Genomic DNA, 13,522 nt, shown 5'->3' on the forward strand with positions numbered 1-13,522 from the left:
TTCGGCGGGTGCGCCCTCGTCCGGACCGGAGAGGTGGGCGGCCTTGCCGAGCAGCGCGTTGCGCGCCTCGGCCGCCACCTCGGCGCGGTTCGCACCTCCGGATGCGGCCACGGCGGCGACGACCAGTCCTTCGACGATCGGCGCGGACGACAGGGTCACCCGATCGCGGGCCGCTGGGTCGTCGAGGAGATCCAGGGCGAGCTCGGCACTGAGTACGGCGCTGCCCAGGTCCATCAGGACGACCACGCCGTCCGGCCCGTCGACCGACTCGATCGCCTTCTTCACCTGCACCGCGTCGGTGCCGAAGGTCGTCTCGTCGAGGCCGGCGGCCAGCTCGATGCGCACCTGCCGGCCGTGCAGCATCTCGGACGCGAGGGCGAGCGCGGCCCGCGCGAGCGGGCGGCTGTGGGAGACGACGACGATGCCGACGCCCTGACCGGATGTCATGGCGGCTTCCTCTCTCGAACCGTCAGCGCAGCGTGTCCGCGGCCGCTGCCACCAGCAGGGCGACGCTCGTCGCGCCCGGATCCTGGTGCCCGACGCTGCGCTCACCGAGATAGCTCGCCCGCCCCTTGCGGGCGAGCATCGGGGTCGTGGCGTCGCGCCCTTCGTCGGCCGCGGCACGGGCGCGCCCGAGGGCGTCCGCGAGGCCGAGCCCGTCCTTCAACCCGGCCTCGAAGGCATCCACCGCCGGCGCGAACGCGTCGTACATGGTCTTGTCCTCGGCCTGAGCCTTGCCCCGCGCGACCACGCCGTCGAGACCGGCCCGCAGGGCAGCGCCCAGCTGCTCGGCGGAGACCGACGGCACGTCTCCGAGGACGGTGCCCATCCGGAGGAAGAGGGTGCCGTAGAGCGGTCCGCTCGCACCGCCGACCGTGGAGACCAGGGTCATCCCGACCTTGGTGAGCATCGGTCCGGCTCCCGCCGGGCCCAGGTCGTCCAACGAGGCCACGGCGGCCGTCATCCCCCGGTCGAGGTTGGCCCCGTGGTCGGCGTCGCCGATCGCGGAGTCCAGCTCGGTCAGGTGGTCACGTTCCTGCGCGATGAGCTCGGCGAAGCGCCGTACCCACGCGTCGAGGGCCACCGTGGTCACGTCGTCGGTCATCGCGTCAGATCCCCCACCTCAGTGCCGGCGTCCTGACCGGAGCGTCCCAGAGCGAGAGCAGCTCGTCGTCGACCTTGAGCAGGGTGACCGACGAGCCGGCCATCTCCAGCGACGTGATGTAGGAGCCGACCAGCGGCCGGGCCACGCTCACGCCGTGCTTCGACAGGATCTTGCTGACTTCGTTGTACATCACGTAGAGCTCGATCAGGGGTGTGCCACCCAGTCCGTTGACGAACGCGATCACGGCGTCACCGGAGCCGAACGGCAGGTCGGACAGGATCGGCTCGAGGATCATCTCGGCGATCTCCTTGGCCGGCGCGAGGGGAACGCGCCGTCGACCCGGCTCACCGTGGATGCCCACGCCGACCTCCATCTCGTCCTCGCCGAGCTGGAAGGTCGGGCTGCCGGCCGCCGGGACGGTGCACGACGTCAGGGCGACGCCCATGCTGCGGCCCTGGGCGTTGACCTTGCGAGCCACGGCGGCGACCGCGTCGAGGTCGCGGCCCTCCTCGGCCGCGGCGCCGGCGATCTTCTCCAGCAGCACGGTGACGCCGACCCCGCGGCGCCCTGCGGTCCAGGTCGAGTCCTGGACGGCGACGTCGTCGTCGGTGACGACCGACACCACGTTCGCACCGGTCTCGGCAGCCGCGAGCTCGGCGGCCATCTCGAAGTTCATGACGTCGCCGGTGTAGTTCTTGACCACGTGGAGCACCCCGGCTCCACCGTCGACGAGCTTGGTGGCGGCGAGCATCTGGTCGGGGACCGGGGAGGTGAAGACCTCGCCGGCGCAGGCCGCGTCGAGCATCCCGAGTCCGACGAACCCGCCGTGCAGCGGTTCGTGCCCGGATCCCCCACCGGAGATGATCCCGACCTTGCCGGGCTTGGGCGCGTCGCCGCGGTAGACGACCTTGTTCGCGTGGTCCACACGGAGGTCCGGGTGGGCGGCCTCCACCCCGAGGAGGGCCTCGACCACGACATCGTTCGGGTCGTTGATGAGCTTCTTCATGGTGGTTCTCTTCTCGTGCTCTGCCGGGCCGGGTCGTCAGACCGTGGCCTGGGTCAGGGGTGCGTCTTCAGGATCGGCGAGGTCGACGCCGGGGGCAACGGCCGCCTTGTCGGCAGGCGTGTGGGCGATGAGGCCGTAGCAGAGCGCGGCGAGCGCGCCGGCGAGCAGCTCGGCGATGACGTAGACCGGCAGCTGCTCCCACTTCACCGTCCCGCCTGCGATCTGCTGGACGAGCATCGGGCCGACGGTGCGAGCGGGGTTGATCGAGGCGCCGGTGGCCGGCGCGACCGGGATGATCGCGGCGAACACGACGAAGCCGATCGCCAGGCCGGCGAAGCCCGCGGCAGCCTTGCGATAGATCACCCCGAAGATCGTGAACACCAGGATGAAGGTGCCCACGAACTCGGCGGTGAAGGCCTGGACCCAGCTGATCCCGTTGTACGACGCGACCCCGAGGCCGACGTCGCTCGCCTTCTGGCCGAGCACGCCGATGATGGCCGTGGCGCCGACGATCGCGCCCACGACCTGGGCGGCGATGTAGGCAGGCACCTGGGACCAGGGGAACTTGCCGGAGACGGCCAGCCCGAGCGTGACGGCCGGGTTGATGTGGTTGCCGCCGATGTGCCCGAACGCGTAGACCGTGGCGATCACGATCGTGCCGAAGGCCAGGGAGATCATGCCGAGGTCGGCCATGGTGAACGGTGCGTCGCCGTTCACGATCAGGGTGGCCGGCACCGAGCCGACGCCGATGAACACCAGGAACGCCGTGCCCAGGGCCTCGGCGGCCAGCTTCTGCACCGTAGTGGTCTCGTCGAGCATGTGTGCAGTCCTTTCGCGCTCGGATTTAGTCGAATACCATTCGATATAGTCGAACGATGCTCGGACCATACCGCTGTGATTCACGTCACCACAAGACCCTTCGGCATACTTTGTGTTCGTTCCCCCACCAGACCAGGAGGCCGCGCCCGTGATCCAGTCCGTCGACCGCGCGATCCGCGTGCTGACGGCGCTCCAGGGGGCGCGGCGCATGAGCCTGTCCGAGCTCTCGGCGCGCCTGGACCTGGCGCCGTCGACCACGCACGGCATCGTCCGCACGCTGGTCGAGCACGGGATGGTCGTCCAGGAGCGCGGGTCGAGCCGCTACCAGCTCGGGCCCGCGGTGCTGCGCCTGGGCAACGTCTACCTCGACACCCTCGAGCTCCGGTCCAAGGCGATCCCGTGGGCGGCGGACCTGGCGCAGCGGACCGGCCTCGCGGTGCGCACCGGCGTCCTGCTGATCGACGACGTCGTGATCATCCATCACGAGCCGCGGCCGGACGGCACCAGGCAGATGCCCGAGGTCGGCATCGTGATCCCGGCGCACGCGAGCGCCCTGGGCAAGGCGATGCTGGCGTTCCTGCCCGACGAGACCGAGCGCATCCTGAAGGAGGGCGAGCTCCGCAGCATGACCGGGGAGACCCTGACCTCCCCGGACGACGTACGTCGCCACCTCGATGAGGTGCGGGCGACCGGGATCGCGCGCGAGCAGGACGAGGCGGTCTTGGGCGAAGGCGCCGTCGCGTCCCCGGTCTTCGACTCGTGGGGCGACGTCGTGGGCGCGATCGGCGTCGTGATCTCCGGCCCGGAGGAGTCGGACCCGGGCGCCCGGGTCCGCGAGACCGCGCGTGCCCTCTCCCGCGAGCTCGGCGCCCAGGCCTGGCCGCCCCCGTCGCGCGGCTGAGCACGGCCCCGCCCCCGACTCACACCCCTTCCGCGACGTCCTCGGCGTGGTAGGCGGCGAGCAGCTCCTTCTCGCGCTCGTTCTTCGGGAACATCGTGAAGACGAGCACGCCGCCGACCAGCACGGCCACGGCGCCGGCCGTGTAGGCCCAGTCGTCACCGTCGAGGAACGACTGCTTCGCCGCGGCGGTGATCTGCTTCTCGTACTTCGGGTTCTGCTGGGCGAGGGCCTCAGCACTGGCGAAGGACTTCGTCAGCGCTGCCTCGGTGCTCTCGGACACCTTGCCCGGGTCGGAGGAGTCGCCGATCGCCGTGGCGAAGGCCGAGGCGTAGCCGGCGGCGAGGAGCGCCCCGAAGATCGACTGCATGATCGCGCCGCCCAGGTCGCGCTGCAGGTCGGCGGTGCCCGAGGCCATGCCCACGCGCTTGACCGGCACCGCCCCCGTCAGCGAGTGCGACGCCGGCGTACCGGCGAATCCGACGCCGGTGCCGACCAGGGCGTAGGCGAGCGCGACCTGCCAGTAGGCGCTGCCGTCGTCCCAGAGCAGCAGCATCGTCAGGAAGCCGAGCAGCACGAAGACGTAGCCCGTGAGCAGGGTGAAGCGGGCGCCGTGCGACTCGACGAGCTTGGCCGACCGCGGGGCGATCAGCACCATCATCAGCGCGGCCGGGATGATCGAGGCGCCGGCCTCGAGCGTCGAGTAGCCCTGCACGTTCTGCAGGAACTGCTGACCCACGAACATCGCGCCCATCAGCGAGCCGAAGACGATGATGCCCGCGAGGGCGGCGACCCAGAAGATCCGCCGGCCGGCGACCTCGAGGTCGTAGAGCGGGTTGGCGGCGCGACGCTGCCGCAGGAAGAAGCCCACCCCGGAGGCCAGCACGATCGCCGCCATGCCGACGAGCAGGGCGCCCGAGCCCGGCACCGCGGCGAAGTTGATGCCGACGACGAGGGCACCCACCAGCACCACCGAGAGCACGCCGCCGAGGTTGTCGACGGGCTCGGTGCCCTCGTTGACGTGGGCCGGCACGAAGAGGAGCGCCATCACCAGCGCGACCACGGCCAACGGGAGGGTGACGAGGAAGACCGAGCCCCACCAGAAGTGCTCGAGCAGGAAGCCCGACAGCAGGGGGCCGAGCGACGAGATCGCACCGCCGAGGGCCGACCAGAGCGCGATGGTCCTGGTGCGTGCCGGGTCCGACCACAACGCCGCGATCAGCGCCAGCGTGGTCGGATAGGCCATGCCGGCCGAGACGCCGCCGAAGATGCGCGCGATGATCAGCACCGTGTCGTTCGGCGCGTACGCCGCCAGCAGGCACGCCGGGATCGACAGCGCGATGCCGAGCACCAGCATCATCTTGCGTCCGTAGCGGTCCCCGATCGCGCCGAGGTAGAGGACCGACCCGGCGAGACCCAGCGAGTAGCCCACCGCGACCATGTTGAGCGAGGTCTGCGAGGAGTCGAAGGCCGCAGCGATCGACGGCAGCGCGACGTTGGCGACGGCCAGGTTCAGGTTCGCGACGGCGGCGCCCAGGATGAGCGCGGCGAGCACCAGGCCCGCCCGCTGCGGCGCGCCGGCCGGGGTGCCGGCGCTGGCGGGCGTCGGCTCAGACGACAAGCCCGGCCTCCTTCTCCGACGCCGACCAAGGGCGGAAGGACTCCGCCGAGGCCTGGTCCCAGGAAACCTGGAACTGCGACACGCGGCGCACGACGTGCTCGGGGCGGATGCCTGATCGACCGGCCACTATCGCAATATGGCCTCGGGGTGGTCCCCTGGCATCACACGGATTGGGTGAGGTTTCACCCGTTGGACCTGAGCCAGCTCGACCTGTCGCGGCTGCAGTTCGCCACGACGACGATCTACCACTTCCTGGTCGTGCCGATCACGATCGGGCTGAGCTGGCTGGTCGCCGCCCTGCTCCCCCGGTGGCAGGCCGCGTTCTCACCCTGAATGCGTGATGCGTTCCGCGTCTGCGGACGTTGCCATGGAGGGATGGTGTCGGGTGATGCACCAGGAGCGACAGGCGACCGTCCGTCACGCGAGGAGCGCGCGGCCGCGGGACGGGATGCGCGAGCACTGGTCCCGCGAAGGGTGCACGGGGAGTGGGAAGCGGGGCGAGATCGCACCGACCCGGTGCGCCTGCTCGAGGAGCAGGGGGCACGCCGGGTACCTGAGCTCGTTCCGCTCCGGTACGGGCGGATGCTGGACTCCCCGTTCGCGTTCTTCCGCGGCGCCGCCTACCTGATGGCCGCGGACCTCGCCGGTGCGCCCCGCACCGGTCTGAGGGTGCAGCTGTGTGGGGACGCGCACCTGTTGAACTTCGGGGTCTTCGCTGCGCCCGACCGTCGCCTCGTCTTCAGCCTCAACGACTTCGACGAGACGCTGCCCGGCCCGTTCGAGTGGGACGTCAAGCGACTGGTTGCCAGCTTCGCCGTCGCGGGACGGGATCGCGGCTTCGACGAGGCCGAGCGTCGAACCATCAACCTCGCCGTGGTGGCGTCGTACCGGAAAGCCATGCACCGTCTAGCCGCGATGGGCCGGCTCGACGTCTGGTACGCCCGCCTGGATCTCGATGACCTGGATGCACTCCTGAGCGAGCAGCTCGAGCCCGGCGACCTCAAGCGCTTCCACAAGAATGTCGCCAAGGCCCGCACGAAGGACAGCGTGAGAGCCTTCACCAAGCTGGTCGAGGTCGTCGACGGTCGTCCTCGGCTGATCAGCGACCCTCCGGTGATCGTGAGGCTCGAGGAGCTCTTGTCCGCCGCTCACCACCCGCACGTGGTGGGAGAGCTGCATGCCATCCTGCGCTCCTACCGCCGCACGCTGTCGGGCGATCGCCGTCACCTGCTGGAGGGCTTCCAGTACGCAGACGCCGCCCGGAAGGTGGTGGGGGTGGGCAGCGTCGGCACTCGCGCGTGGATCGTCTTGATGATCGGCAACGACGACGACGACCCGCTCTTCCTCCAAGCCAAGGAGGCCGAGGCCTCTGTGCTGGAGCCCTTCCTCGGCCGGAGCGCACACCCCACTCACGGGCAACGGGTCGTCGAGGGGCAGCGACTCATGCAGTCGGCCAGCGACATCATGCTGGGATGGGTGCGCCTGACCGGCGTCGACGGGATCGAGCGGGACTTCTACGTCCGCCAGCTGTGGGACGGCAAGGGATCCGCGGTCGTCTCGGCCATGAAGCCCGCCACGATGACCGCCTACGGTCGGCTGTGCGGTTGGACGCTGGCCCGAGCGCACGCACGCTCGGGCGACCCGGTCGCGATCGCCGGTTATCTCGGGTCAGGCGACCGGTTCGACCGAGCACTCGCTGCCTTCGCCGAGATCTACGCGGACCAGAACGAGCGCGACTACGCGGCGCTGCAGCGCGCGGTCGCCGCTGGACGCGTCACTGCCCTCGATGGCTAGCGCTCACCTGATGCCCCGGACTGAGCTGGGTGGGACTAGGCAACCGCCTCCGCGGAGGAGTAAGCAAGGAGGCAGCGGGCTCCGCGCGCCCGCAGGACGGAGGCACGAGATGGCCAGCGAAGCACCCGAGCACGGCAGCGTGCATGCCCAGCCGTACAACGACACGAGAGCCACCGTCGTCGCGCTCCTGGGTGCGATCCTCATCGACCTGGGCATCATCGCCCTCTTCGTGCTGATCACGTGGTTTGCCCACGCCACCAGCTGACTCACGATCACGTGACGTCGGGCCGGCGCCCGCGAGTCCAAGGGAGACGACGGACACCGCGTGATCAGCGCTTGCGCCGATCCCGAACGCAAGAGCCCGCGCGTCCCGACGGCCCGATGGGCTGTCGGCGATGACGGAAGACTCACGCGCAGCCCAGGTGCGGCATACGCCCCCGGTGTCAGGTCCAAGATGTTGACTCGAAGAGTCCTTCCCAGATCTCGAGGAGGTAGTTGAGAAGCCTGAATGCTGCGAGCAGGCCTCCGCCGACCAACGCCGCCGTGATCACGAGGCGCATCTCGTCCTCGGATCGGTCGGTCGCATCTGCCATCGCGCGCGCGACGCCGCCAACGACGCTGGTCAACGTCATATCCATGCGCATTTTCGGAACATACGCCGCCCGCCGGCTCGTGGGAAGGCATGAAAGTGGTTCATCCGGCCGGCTCATCGGTGACGTGTGAGACCTGCTCAAGCGGGCTGTGGGCGGGCTCGGGCATGCTCTCCTCCGGTAGCAAGGTCTTCTGGTCGAGCACGTACAGCAGCACGAACGCGGGCACGATCAGGACCGCGGCGAGGCCGGTGGCGACGAGCACGGCCGTCATGGTGCCGGTGGGTGCCGCCGCTGCCGAGACCGTCAGGGATTCGGGCAGCAGGTAGTCCCACTGCGCCACTCCCCAGGCGGCGACCAGGCTGGCCACCGCACCCACTGCGGCCAGCCGCGCACCGTGTCGGGTCCGGCGGGTGAGCAGCCCGAGGGCGGCCAGGCCACACACTGCCGAGAGGATCACCAGCGGGAGGGCACGCGAGGTGAGTCCGTCGAAGAGGTACTTCGCGTCGTTCGCCAGCACGAAGATCCCCACCAGCGCCACCAGGCCGGCGGCCGCGGCGGCACCGATCGCCCGGCGCCGGAAGTAGGCGACCATCGTCTCGTCGGACAGCCTGCGGGCGTCCGAGACGAGGAAGAAGGCGGCGAGGTACGCCGCCACGCACACGGCCAGCACGCCGCCGAGGACGGACGTCGGGTTGACCCAGCTCCCCCACGGGGCACCGGCCTTGCCCCCCGCAGGCACCCGCCCCGAGGCGATGGCACCGATGACGGCGCCGAAGCAGTAGGGCACCAGCACTGATGAGATGGCGAAGGCGGCGCCGAAGTTGCGGCGGTCCCGGGTGCGGAACACCGCCTTCCGGAACGCGAAGCTGGCACCGCGCAGCACGATGCCGAGCGCGGCAAGCGTCAGTGGGACGAACAGCGTCAAGGTGATCGACGCGTACGCCTCCGGGAAGCAGGTCCACAGCAGCACCCACACGAAGATCAGCCACACGTGGTTGGCTTCCCAGACGGGAGCGATGGCGTGGTCGATGACGTTGCGGGCCCGGCCGCCACGCTTGGTCCCGCCGGCCACGAGGTCCCAGAACCCGGCGCCGAAGTCGGCGCCGCCGAAGATCGCGTACGTCGTGATCGCGGCGAACAGCACGAGGGCAGCGGTGGTGTCCATCAGAGCGGCACCTTCTCGTCGCCTGCCTCGATCGGCTCGCTGGGCCCGTACGGCACGTCGACCTCGCCGGACTGGCCACCACGGAAGCGGCGGCTCATCTGCCGCATCACCAGGATCGTGGTGACGCCGAGCCCGAGGTAGAGGATCACCACGCCGATGAAGGTGATCCAGATGCCGGTGTTCGCGGTCGCGGCGTCCTCGACCTTCATCTTCTCGTAGACGATCCAGGGTTGGCGGCCGACCTCGCTCACGGTCCAGCCGGCCTCCATGGCGACCACGCCGAGCACGCCGGACGCGGCCGCGGCGCGGAGGAACCACTTGCTCCCGGGCATGCTTCGTCGGAAGATCCACGCCGCCCACCACCACAGGGTCAGCAGGAACAGGAGCGTGCCGACCCCGACCATCACGTCCCAGGCGAGGTGGGTGACGTTGACCTCGTGGTTGGTCGGACGGTCGGCGGCCGGCGTCTCGTCGAGGCCTTGGACGACCGTCGAGGTCCCATCGCTGGGGTCGGACAGGATCGAGGCGAGACCGGGAATCGGGATCCCCCCGGTCACCTCGCCCTCGGAGTTGAGGTGGCCGAGAAGCACCTCGGGTACGTCGTCGCTCGTCTTCGGGACCATCTCGATCGCAGCGAACTTGGTCGGCTGGTTGTCGTAGACCCAGCGGGCGAGCGTGTCGCCTACCGCCATCTGGACGGGCGTGGCGATCGCGGCGACGGTGAACGCGATGATGAAACCCATCCGGTGGTAATGGTCGGTACGCCCCTTCAGCATCCCGACGGCGTAGACCGACGCCACCATGAAGCCCCCGACGAGGTACGCCGCGACCACCATGTGCGCCGCCATCAACGGCATCGCGTCGTTGAAGATCACCCCCATCGGATCGACGTCGATCACCTTGCCGGACTTGTCGAGGGTGACACCCTGCGGAGAGTTCATCCAGGCGTTGGCAGCCACCACCGAGATGCTGCCGAAGATCCCCGCGACCGCGATCGGCACGCCGGTCCAGAAGTGCGCCCACGGCTTCAGCCGGCGCCACCCGAAGATGTAGATCGAGATGAAGACCGCCTCGGTGAAGAAGAAGATCCCCTCGAAGGCGAACGGCACACCGAACGCGGCGCCCCACTGCCCCATGAACTTCGGCCACAGCAGACCGAACTCGAAGGACAGCACGGTCCCGGTCACCGCCCCCACCGCGAAGGTGACGGCCATGTACTTCGACCACCGCTGCGCGAGCAGCATCGCGTCCGCATCCTGGTGCTTGATGCCCCGGTAGTTGGCGATCAGCGTCATCACCGACCACGACACCCCGAGCGGCACCAAGATGATGTGGAAGGCCAGGGTGAAGGCCATCTGGGACCGCGCCCACGGCACGGGATCCACGGAGAGGGCCACGCCCGTCACGACATTCGCCAGGACATCGATCGCCACCGGTCACACCTCGTCTGACGCGGGCGCGTCACCGGCATCGTCGTGGTGCTCGAACGCCGGGACCACGCCTGCGATGTCGCCTCCGCCGGCCTGGTCGAGGACCACCCGGCCGACCGTCTGGCGGATGGTGATGGTGCGTTCCGCGCGCCCACCGGCCGCGAACGTCCCGGTCCAGTGGAACATCGCCGCGAGCCGGTTCTTGAAACCGGTCAGGAAGGTGATGTGCACCAGCAGCCACATCAACCACCCCGGGAATCCCGACAGTCGGACCTTCTTGAAGCTGACGACGGCGTGGAAGCGGGAGATGGTGGCCATGCTGCCGAGGTCACGGTAGGTGAACTTCGCGGCTTCCTTGCCGCTCAGCCGGCGTTTGATCGTGTTGGCGGCATGGATCCCCGACTGCATGGCCACTTCGGCCACCCCGGGCAGACCGTCGAGCGCCATCATGTCTCCGATCGCGAAGACCTCGGGGTGGCCTGGGAGGGTGCAGTCGTCGAGGACGACGATGCGGCCCGCACGGTCGCACGTCGCCCCGCTGGCCTCGGCCAGCAGGCCCGCCAGTGGGGAGGCCTGGACGCCCGCGGCCCAGACCTTCGTCCGGGCGACGACTCGCTTGGTCGAACCGTCCGGGCCTCGCACCTCGACCCCGAACGGGTCCACATCCGTGACCACCGAACCGGTGCGGATCGTCACGCCCAGCCGGCGCAGCTCGCTGGCCGCCTTCTTGGAGAGTCGGTCGCCGAACGTCGCGAGAATCTCCTTGCCGCCGTCGATCAGCAGGACCCTGGCGTCGGCAGGATCGATGCGACGGAAGTTGCCCCTGAGCCCCGTGCGAGACAGCTCGGCGATCTGGCCGGCGATCTCGACCCCGGTCGGGCCGCCTCCGACGACCACGAAGGTGAGCCACGCGCGACGCGCCTCCGGGTCTTCCTCGTTCTCCGCCATCTCGAAGGCACCGAAGATCCTGCCGCGAAGCTCCAGGGCGTCGTCGATCGTCTTCATGCCGGGCGCGAACCGCGAGAACTCGTCGTGCCCGAAGTACGACTGAGCCGCTCCCGCTGCGACGATCAGGCTGTCGTACTCAAAGGTGCGCACCGTGTCGTCGGGGCGTCGGGCCGTCACCGTGCGTGCCTCGAGGTCGAACTCCTGGACCGTGGCCATCTCCACGGTCACGTTGGAGTGTCGCCGCAGGATGTCCCGGATCGGGGGCGCCACCTCCCCCGCCGACAGGATGCCCGTCGCGAGCTGGTACAGCAGCGGCTGGAAGAGGTGGTAGTTCCTGGCGTCGACGAGGGTGACGTCGACGGGTGCCCGCCGCAGGAACTTCGCCGCGAACAGCCCGCCGAAGCCGCCTCCGACGATGACAACCCGGTGAACCGCAGTGTCGGCCATCGCGAAGCGGTCTCAGCCGAGGCGTTGAGCCAGATGGTCGCCAACCCGTAGGGAGTTGGCGATGGCGGTCAGCGACGGGTTCACGGCTCCGATGCTGGGGAAGAAGCTGGTGTCGACGACGTAGAGGTTGTCGACGTCGTGGGCCTTGCAGTTCACGTCGAGTGCGCTCGAGGCGGGGTCGCGGCCGAACCTGACGGTCCCGGCCTGGTGGGCCGTCGCGCCGATGGGCATGCTCTTGTGCAGGTACAGGCTGCGGTCCAGCAGGTGGTGCTCGTGCATCCCCAGCTGGTCGAGCATGCCGTCGAGCTTGTGGCGCAGACGCTTGACCCCTTCGACGTTGTTCTGCTCGTTGATGCTGAGGTGGATCGCTCCGTCCCCGTCCACGGTGACCCGGTTGTCGGGCTGCGGCAGGTCCTCCCCACATAACCAGAAGTCGACGGCGTGGTGAGCCAGCACTTCAAAGGGCAGCTCCGGCGAGAGGCGTCCCGCCCATCGCGGCGCCTGGGCGTGGATCTCTTCGTCGTCGGACTTCCCGAGCATCTGGATCCCGCCGAGGGGGTAGCCCCAGTCGTCGGCGCCGAGGTACCAGTCGTTCATGGCCAGTGTCTTCTGGAACTTCGTGGGGTTGGGCTCCCGCGAGACGGCCATCAGGGCGATGTTGTTGTGCCGCATGTAGTGCCGGCCGACCACGCCCGAGCTGTTCGCCAGCCCGTCGGGATGGCGGTCGCTGCGAGACCTCAGCAGCAGGGCGGCGGAGTTCACCGCACCGCAGGCGACCACCACGATGTCACCGGTGAAGGTGGTGACCGACCCGTCGTCCATGGCTGTGACGACGCCGGTGACCGTGTGTCCGGACTCGTCGGTCTCGAGACGCTGCACGTGGGCGCCGGTCACGAGGGTGACGTTGCTCCGCGACAGGACGGGGTCGACGCAGATGACCTGGGAGTCCGACTTCGCGTCGATCACGCACGGGAAGCCGTCGAGGCGGTCGCAGCGGATGCAGGCGCTCGTGCGGGTCGGGTGACCCTCCTCGTCTTCGTCGAGGTTGACCCCGATCGGCAGGTGGAACGGGTGGAGTCCGAGCTTCTCCAGGTCGTCGCTCAGCTGCTGGATGCGTGGCTCGTGGGACACCGGCGGGTAGGCGTACTGCTTGCTCGCGTGACCTTCGGTCGGGTCCTCTCCGTGGTGGCCGTGCACGAGGTAGAGGTGCTCGGCTTCGGTGTAGTACGGCTCGAGCTCGTCGTAGGAGATGGGCCAGGCTGGGGAGATGCCGCCGTGGTGGCGCAGCTCGCCGAAGTCCTCCGGTCGCAGCCGGAACAGAGCGGCCCCGTAGAACTTGGTGTTGCCGCCGACGTAGTAGTTGACCTCGGGCTGGAAGTCACGGCCGTGCGCGTCGTACCAGACCTCCGGTGCGAGGTACTTCCCACGGACGAAGACGGCCTGGGTCGACCAGTTGTCGCGCTCTCTGGGCAGGAACGGCCCACGTTCGAGCCAGAGCACCTTCGCCCCACTCGTGGCGAGCCGGTGCCCGAGGGTCCCCCCTCCCGCACCGGTCCCGACGATCACGACGTCGTAGTGCTGGTCATCTGCCATGACGGACATCCCTCGTGTGACGGCAAACCCGAGGTTGCGGCCGCGAGGCGCCGGGGCGAGTGGTCGCTCTCCGACCATCCCGCTCCGACGCGCCCGCGTCAAT

The 13,522-nt window shown here is 69.4% G+C and carries 13 protein-coding genes and 1 pseudogene; 4 read left to right on the plus strand and 10 right to left on the minus strand.

The window, feature by feature from the left end; translation table 11 throughout:
* Positions 1 to 27 precede the first annotated feature (27 nt).
* From dhaM to HZF07_RS08400, 4 genes and pseudogenes are all read right to left on the minus strand, one after another.
* Positions 28 to 447: pseudogene (gene dhaM, locus HZF07_RS23735) on the minus strand (dihydroxyacetone kinase phosphoryl donor subunit DhaM); the annotation flags it as partial.
* 22 nt (positions 448 to 469) lie between these two features.
* Entirely contained in the window at positions 470 to 1,105 is a 636-nt protein-coding gene (gene dhaL / locus HZF07_RS08390; protein ID WP_157340867.1) for a dihydroxyacetone kinase subunit DhaL, read from the minus strand.
* A gap of 4 nt (positions 1,106 to 1,109) precedes the next feature.
* Positions 1,110 to 2,111, minus strand: coding sequence for a dihydroxyacetone kinase subunit DhaK (gene dhaK, locus HZF07_RS08395; protein WP_157340869.1), 1,002 nt, complete (start codon positions 2,109 to 2,111; stop codon positions 1,110 to 1,112).
* Between the two features lie 36 nt (positions 2,112 to 2,147).
* Entirely contained in the window at positions 2,148 to 2,930 is a 783-nt protein-coding gene (locus HZF07_RS08400) for an MIP/aquaporin family protein (RefSeq protein WP_157340871.1), read from the minus strand.
* A 148-nt stretch (positions 2,931 to 3,078) separates the two neighbouring features.
* Between HZF07_RS08400 and HZF07_RS24355 the strand changes: the two genes are divergently transcribed.
* Positions 3,079 to 3,831 (plus strand): IclR family transcriptional regulator, encoded by a 753-nt coding sequence (locus HZF07_RS24355; RefSeq protein WP_181644948.1) that lies wholly within the window; start codon positions 3,079 to 3,081, stop codon positions 3,829 to 3,831.
* Positions 3,832 to 3,850: 19 nt separating this feature from the next.
* Here the strand turns inward: HZF07_RS24355 and HZF07_RS08410 are convergent, their stop codons facing one another.
* Complete coding sequence (locus tag HZF07_RS08410; protein ID WP_157340873.1) at positions 3,851 to 5,449, minus strand: MFS transporter; 1,599 nt, start codon at positions 5,447 to 5,449, stop codon at positions 3,851 to 3,853.
* 189 nt (positions 5,450 to 5,638) lie between these two features.
* Between HZF07_RS08410 and HZF07_RS08415 the strand changes: the two genes are divergently transcribed.
* The 3 genes from HZF07_RS08415 (at position 5,639) to HZF07_RS08425 (ending at position 7,508) form a co-directional block, all read left to right on the plus strand.
* Complete coding sequence (locus HZF07_RS08415; protein ID WP_198346358.1) at positions 5,639 to 5,782, plus strand: cytochrome ubiquinol oxidase subunit I; 144 nt, start codon at positions 5,639 to 5,641, stop codon at positions 5,780 to 5,782.
* Positions 5,783 to 5,824: 42 nt separating this feature from the next.
* Positions 5,825 to 7,243 (plus strand): DUF2252 domain-containing protein, encoded by a 1,419-nt coding sequence (locus HZF07_RS08420; RefSeq protein ID WP_157340875.1) that lies wholly within the window; start codon positions 5,825 to 5,827, stop codon positions 7,241 to 7,243.
* A gap of 109 nt (positions 7,244 to 7,352) precedes the next feature.
* Positions 7,353 to 7,508, plus strand: a complete 156-nt coding sequence (locus HZF07_RS08425) for a hypothetical protein (protein WP_157340876.1) — start codon at positions 7,353 to 7,355, stop codon at positions 7,506 to 7,508.
* 178 nt (positions 7,509 to 7,686) lie between these two features.
* Here the strand turns inward: HZF07_RS08425 and HZF07_RS08430 are convergent, their stop codons facing one another.
* From HZF07_RS08430 to HZF07_RS08450, 5 genes are read right to left on the minus strand one after another with little or no spacing between them, the layout of a single operon-like run.
* Positions 7,687 to 7,887 carry a hypothetical protein gene (locus tag HZF07_RS08430; protein WP_157340878.1) on the minus strand — a complete coding sequence of 67 codons (201 nt, stop codon included), beginning with the start codon at positions 7,885 to 7,887 and terminating at the stop codon, positions 7,687 to 7,689.
* 49 nt (positions 7,888 to 7,936) lie between these two features.
* On the minus strand, positions 7,937 to 9,001 hold the full coding sequence (locus HZF07_RS08435; protein WP_157340880.1) for a cytochrome d ubiquinol oxidase subunit II: 1,065 nt from the start codon (positions 8,999 to 9,001) through the stop codon (positions 7,937 to 7,939).
* Positions 9,001 to 10,434 carry a cytochrome ubiquinol oxidase subunit I gene (locus tag HZF07_RS08440; RefSeq protein ID WP_198346359.1) on the minus strand — a complete coding sequence of 478 codons (1,434 nt, stop codon included), beginning with the start codon at positions 10,432 to 10,434 and terminating at the stop codon, positions 9,001 to 9,003. Before HZF07_RS08440 ends, HZF07_RS08435 begins: the two co-directional genes overlap by 1 nt.
* 3 nt (positions 10,435 to 10,437) lie before the next feature.
* Positions 10,438 to 11,826, minus strand: coding sequence for an NAD(P)/FAD-dependent oxidoreductase (locus HZF07_RS08445; RefSeq protein WP_157340882.1), 1,389 nt, complete (start codon positions 11,824 to 11,826; stop codon positions 10,438 to 10,440).
* A gap of 12 nt (positions 11,827 to 11,838) precedes the next feature.
* The gene (locus tag HZF07_RS08450) at positions 11,839 to 13,419 is read right to left on the minus strand and encodes a GMC oxidoreductase (protein WP_157340884.1); all 1,581 of its coding nucleotides are present in this window, start codon (positions 13,417 to 13,419) and stop codon (positions 11,839 to 11,841) included.
* Between the last annotated feature and the right edge of the window lie 103 nt (positions 13,420 to 13,522).

The sequence above is a fragment of the Nocardioides agri genome, assembly GCF_013778305.1.
Taxonomy (GTDB): domain Bacteria; phylum Actinomycetota; class Actinomycetes; order Propionibacteriales; family Nocardioidaceae; genus Nocardioides; species Nocardioides agri.

What these genes read in the sequence shown, in the direction of transcription:
- dhaL (WP_157340867.1), bottom strand. Translation starts at nt 1,105, where the DNA reads ATGACCGACGACGTGACCACGGTGGCCCTCGACGCGTGGGTACGGCGC.
- dhaK (WP_157340869.1), bottom strand. Translation starts at nt 2,111, where the DNA reads ATGAAGAAGCTCATCAACGACCCGAACGATGTCGTGGTCGAGGCCCTC.
- HZF07_RS08400 (WP_157340871.1), bottom strand. Translation starts at nt 2,930, where the DNA reads ATGCTCGACGAGACCACTACGGTGCAGAAGCTGGCCGCCGAGGCCCTG.
- HZF07_RS08420 (WP_157340875.1), top strand. Translation starts at nt 5,825, where the DNA reads ATGGTGTCGGGTGATGCACCAGGAGCGACAGGCGACCGTCCGTCACGC.
- HZF07_RS08425 (WP_157340876.1), top strand. Translation starts at nt 7,353, where the DNA reads ATGGCCAGCGAAGCACCCGAGCACGGCAGCGTGCATGCCCAGCCGTAC.
- HZF07_RS08430 (WP_157340878.1), bottom strand. Translation starts at nt 7,887, where the DNA reads ATGCGCATGGATATGACGTTGACCAGCGTCGTTGGCGGCGTCGCGCGC.
- HZF07_RS08435 (WP_157340880.1), bottom strand. Translation starts at nt 9,001, where the DNA reads ATGGACACCACCGCTGCCCTCGTGCTGTTCGCCGCGATCACGACGTAC.
- HZF07_RS08445 (WP_157340882.1), bottom strand. Translation starts at nt 11,826, where the DNA reads ATGGCCGACACTGCGGTTCACCGGGTTGTCATCGTCGGAGGCGGCTTC.
- HZF07_RS08450 (WP_157340884.1), bottom strand. Translation starts at nt 13,419, where the DNA reads ATGGCAGATGACCAGCACTACGACGTCGTGATCGTCGGGACCGGTGCG.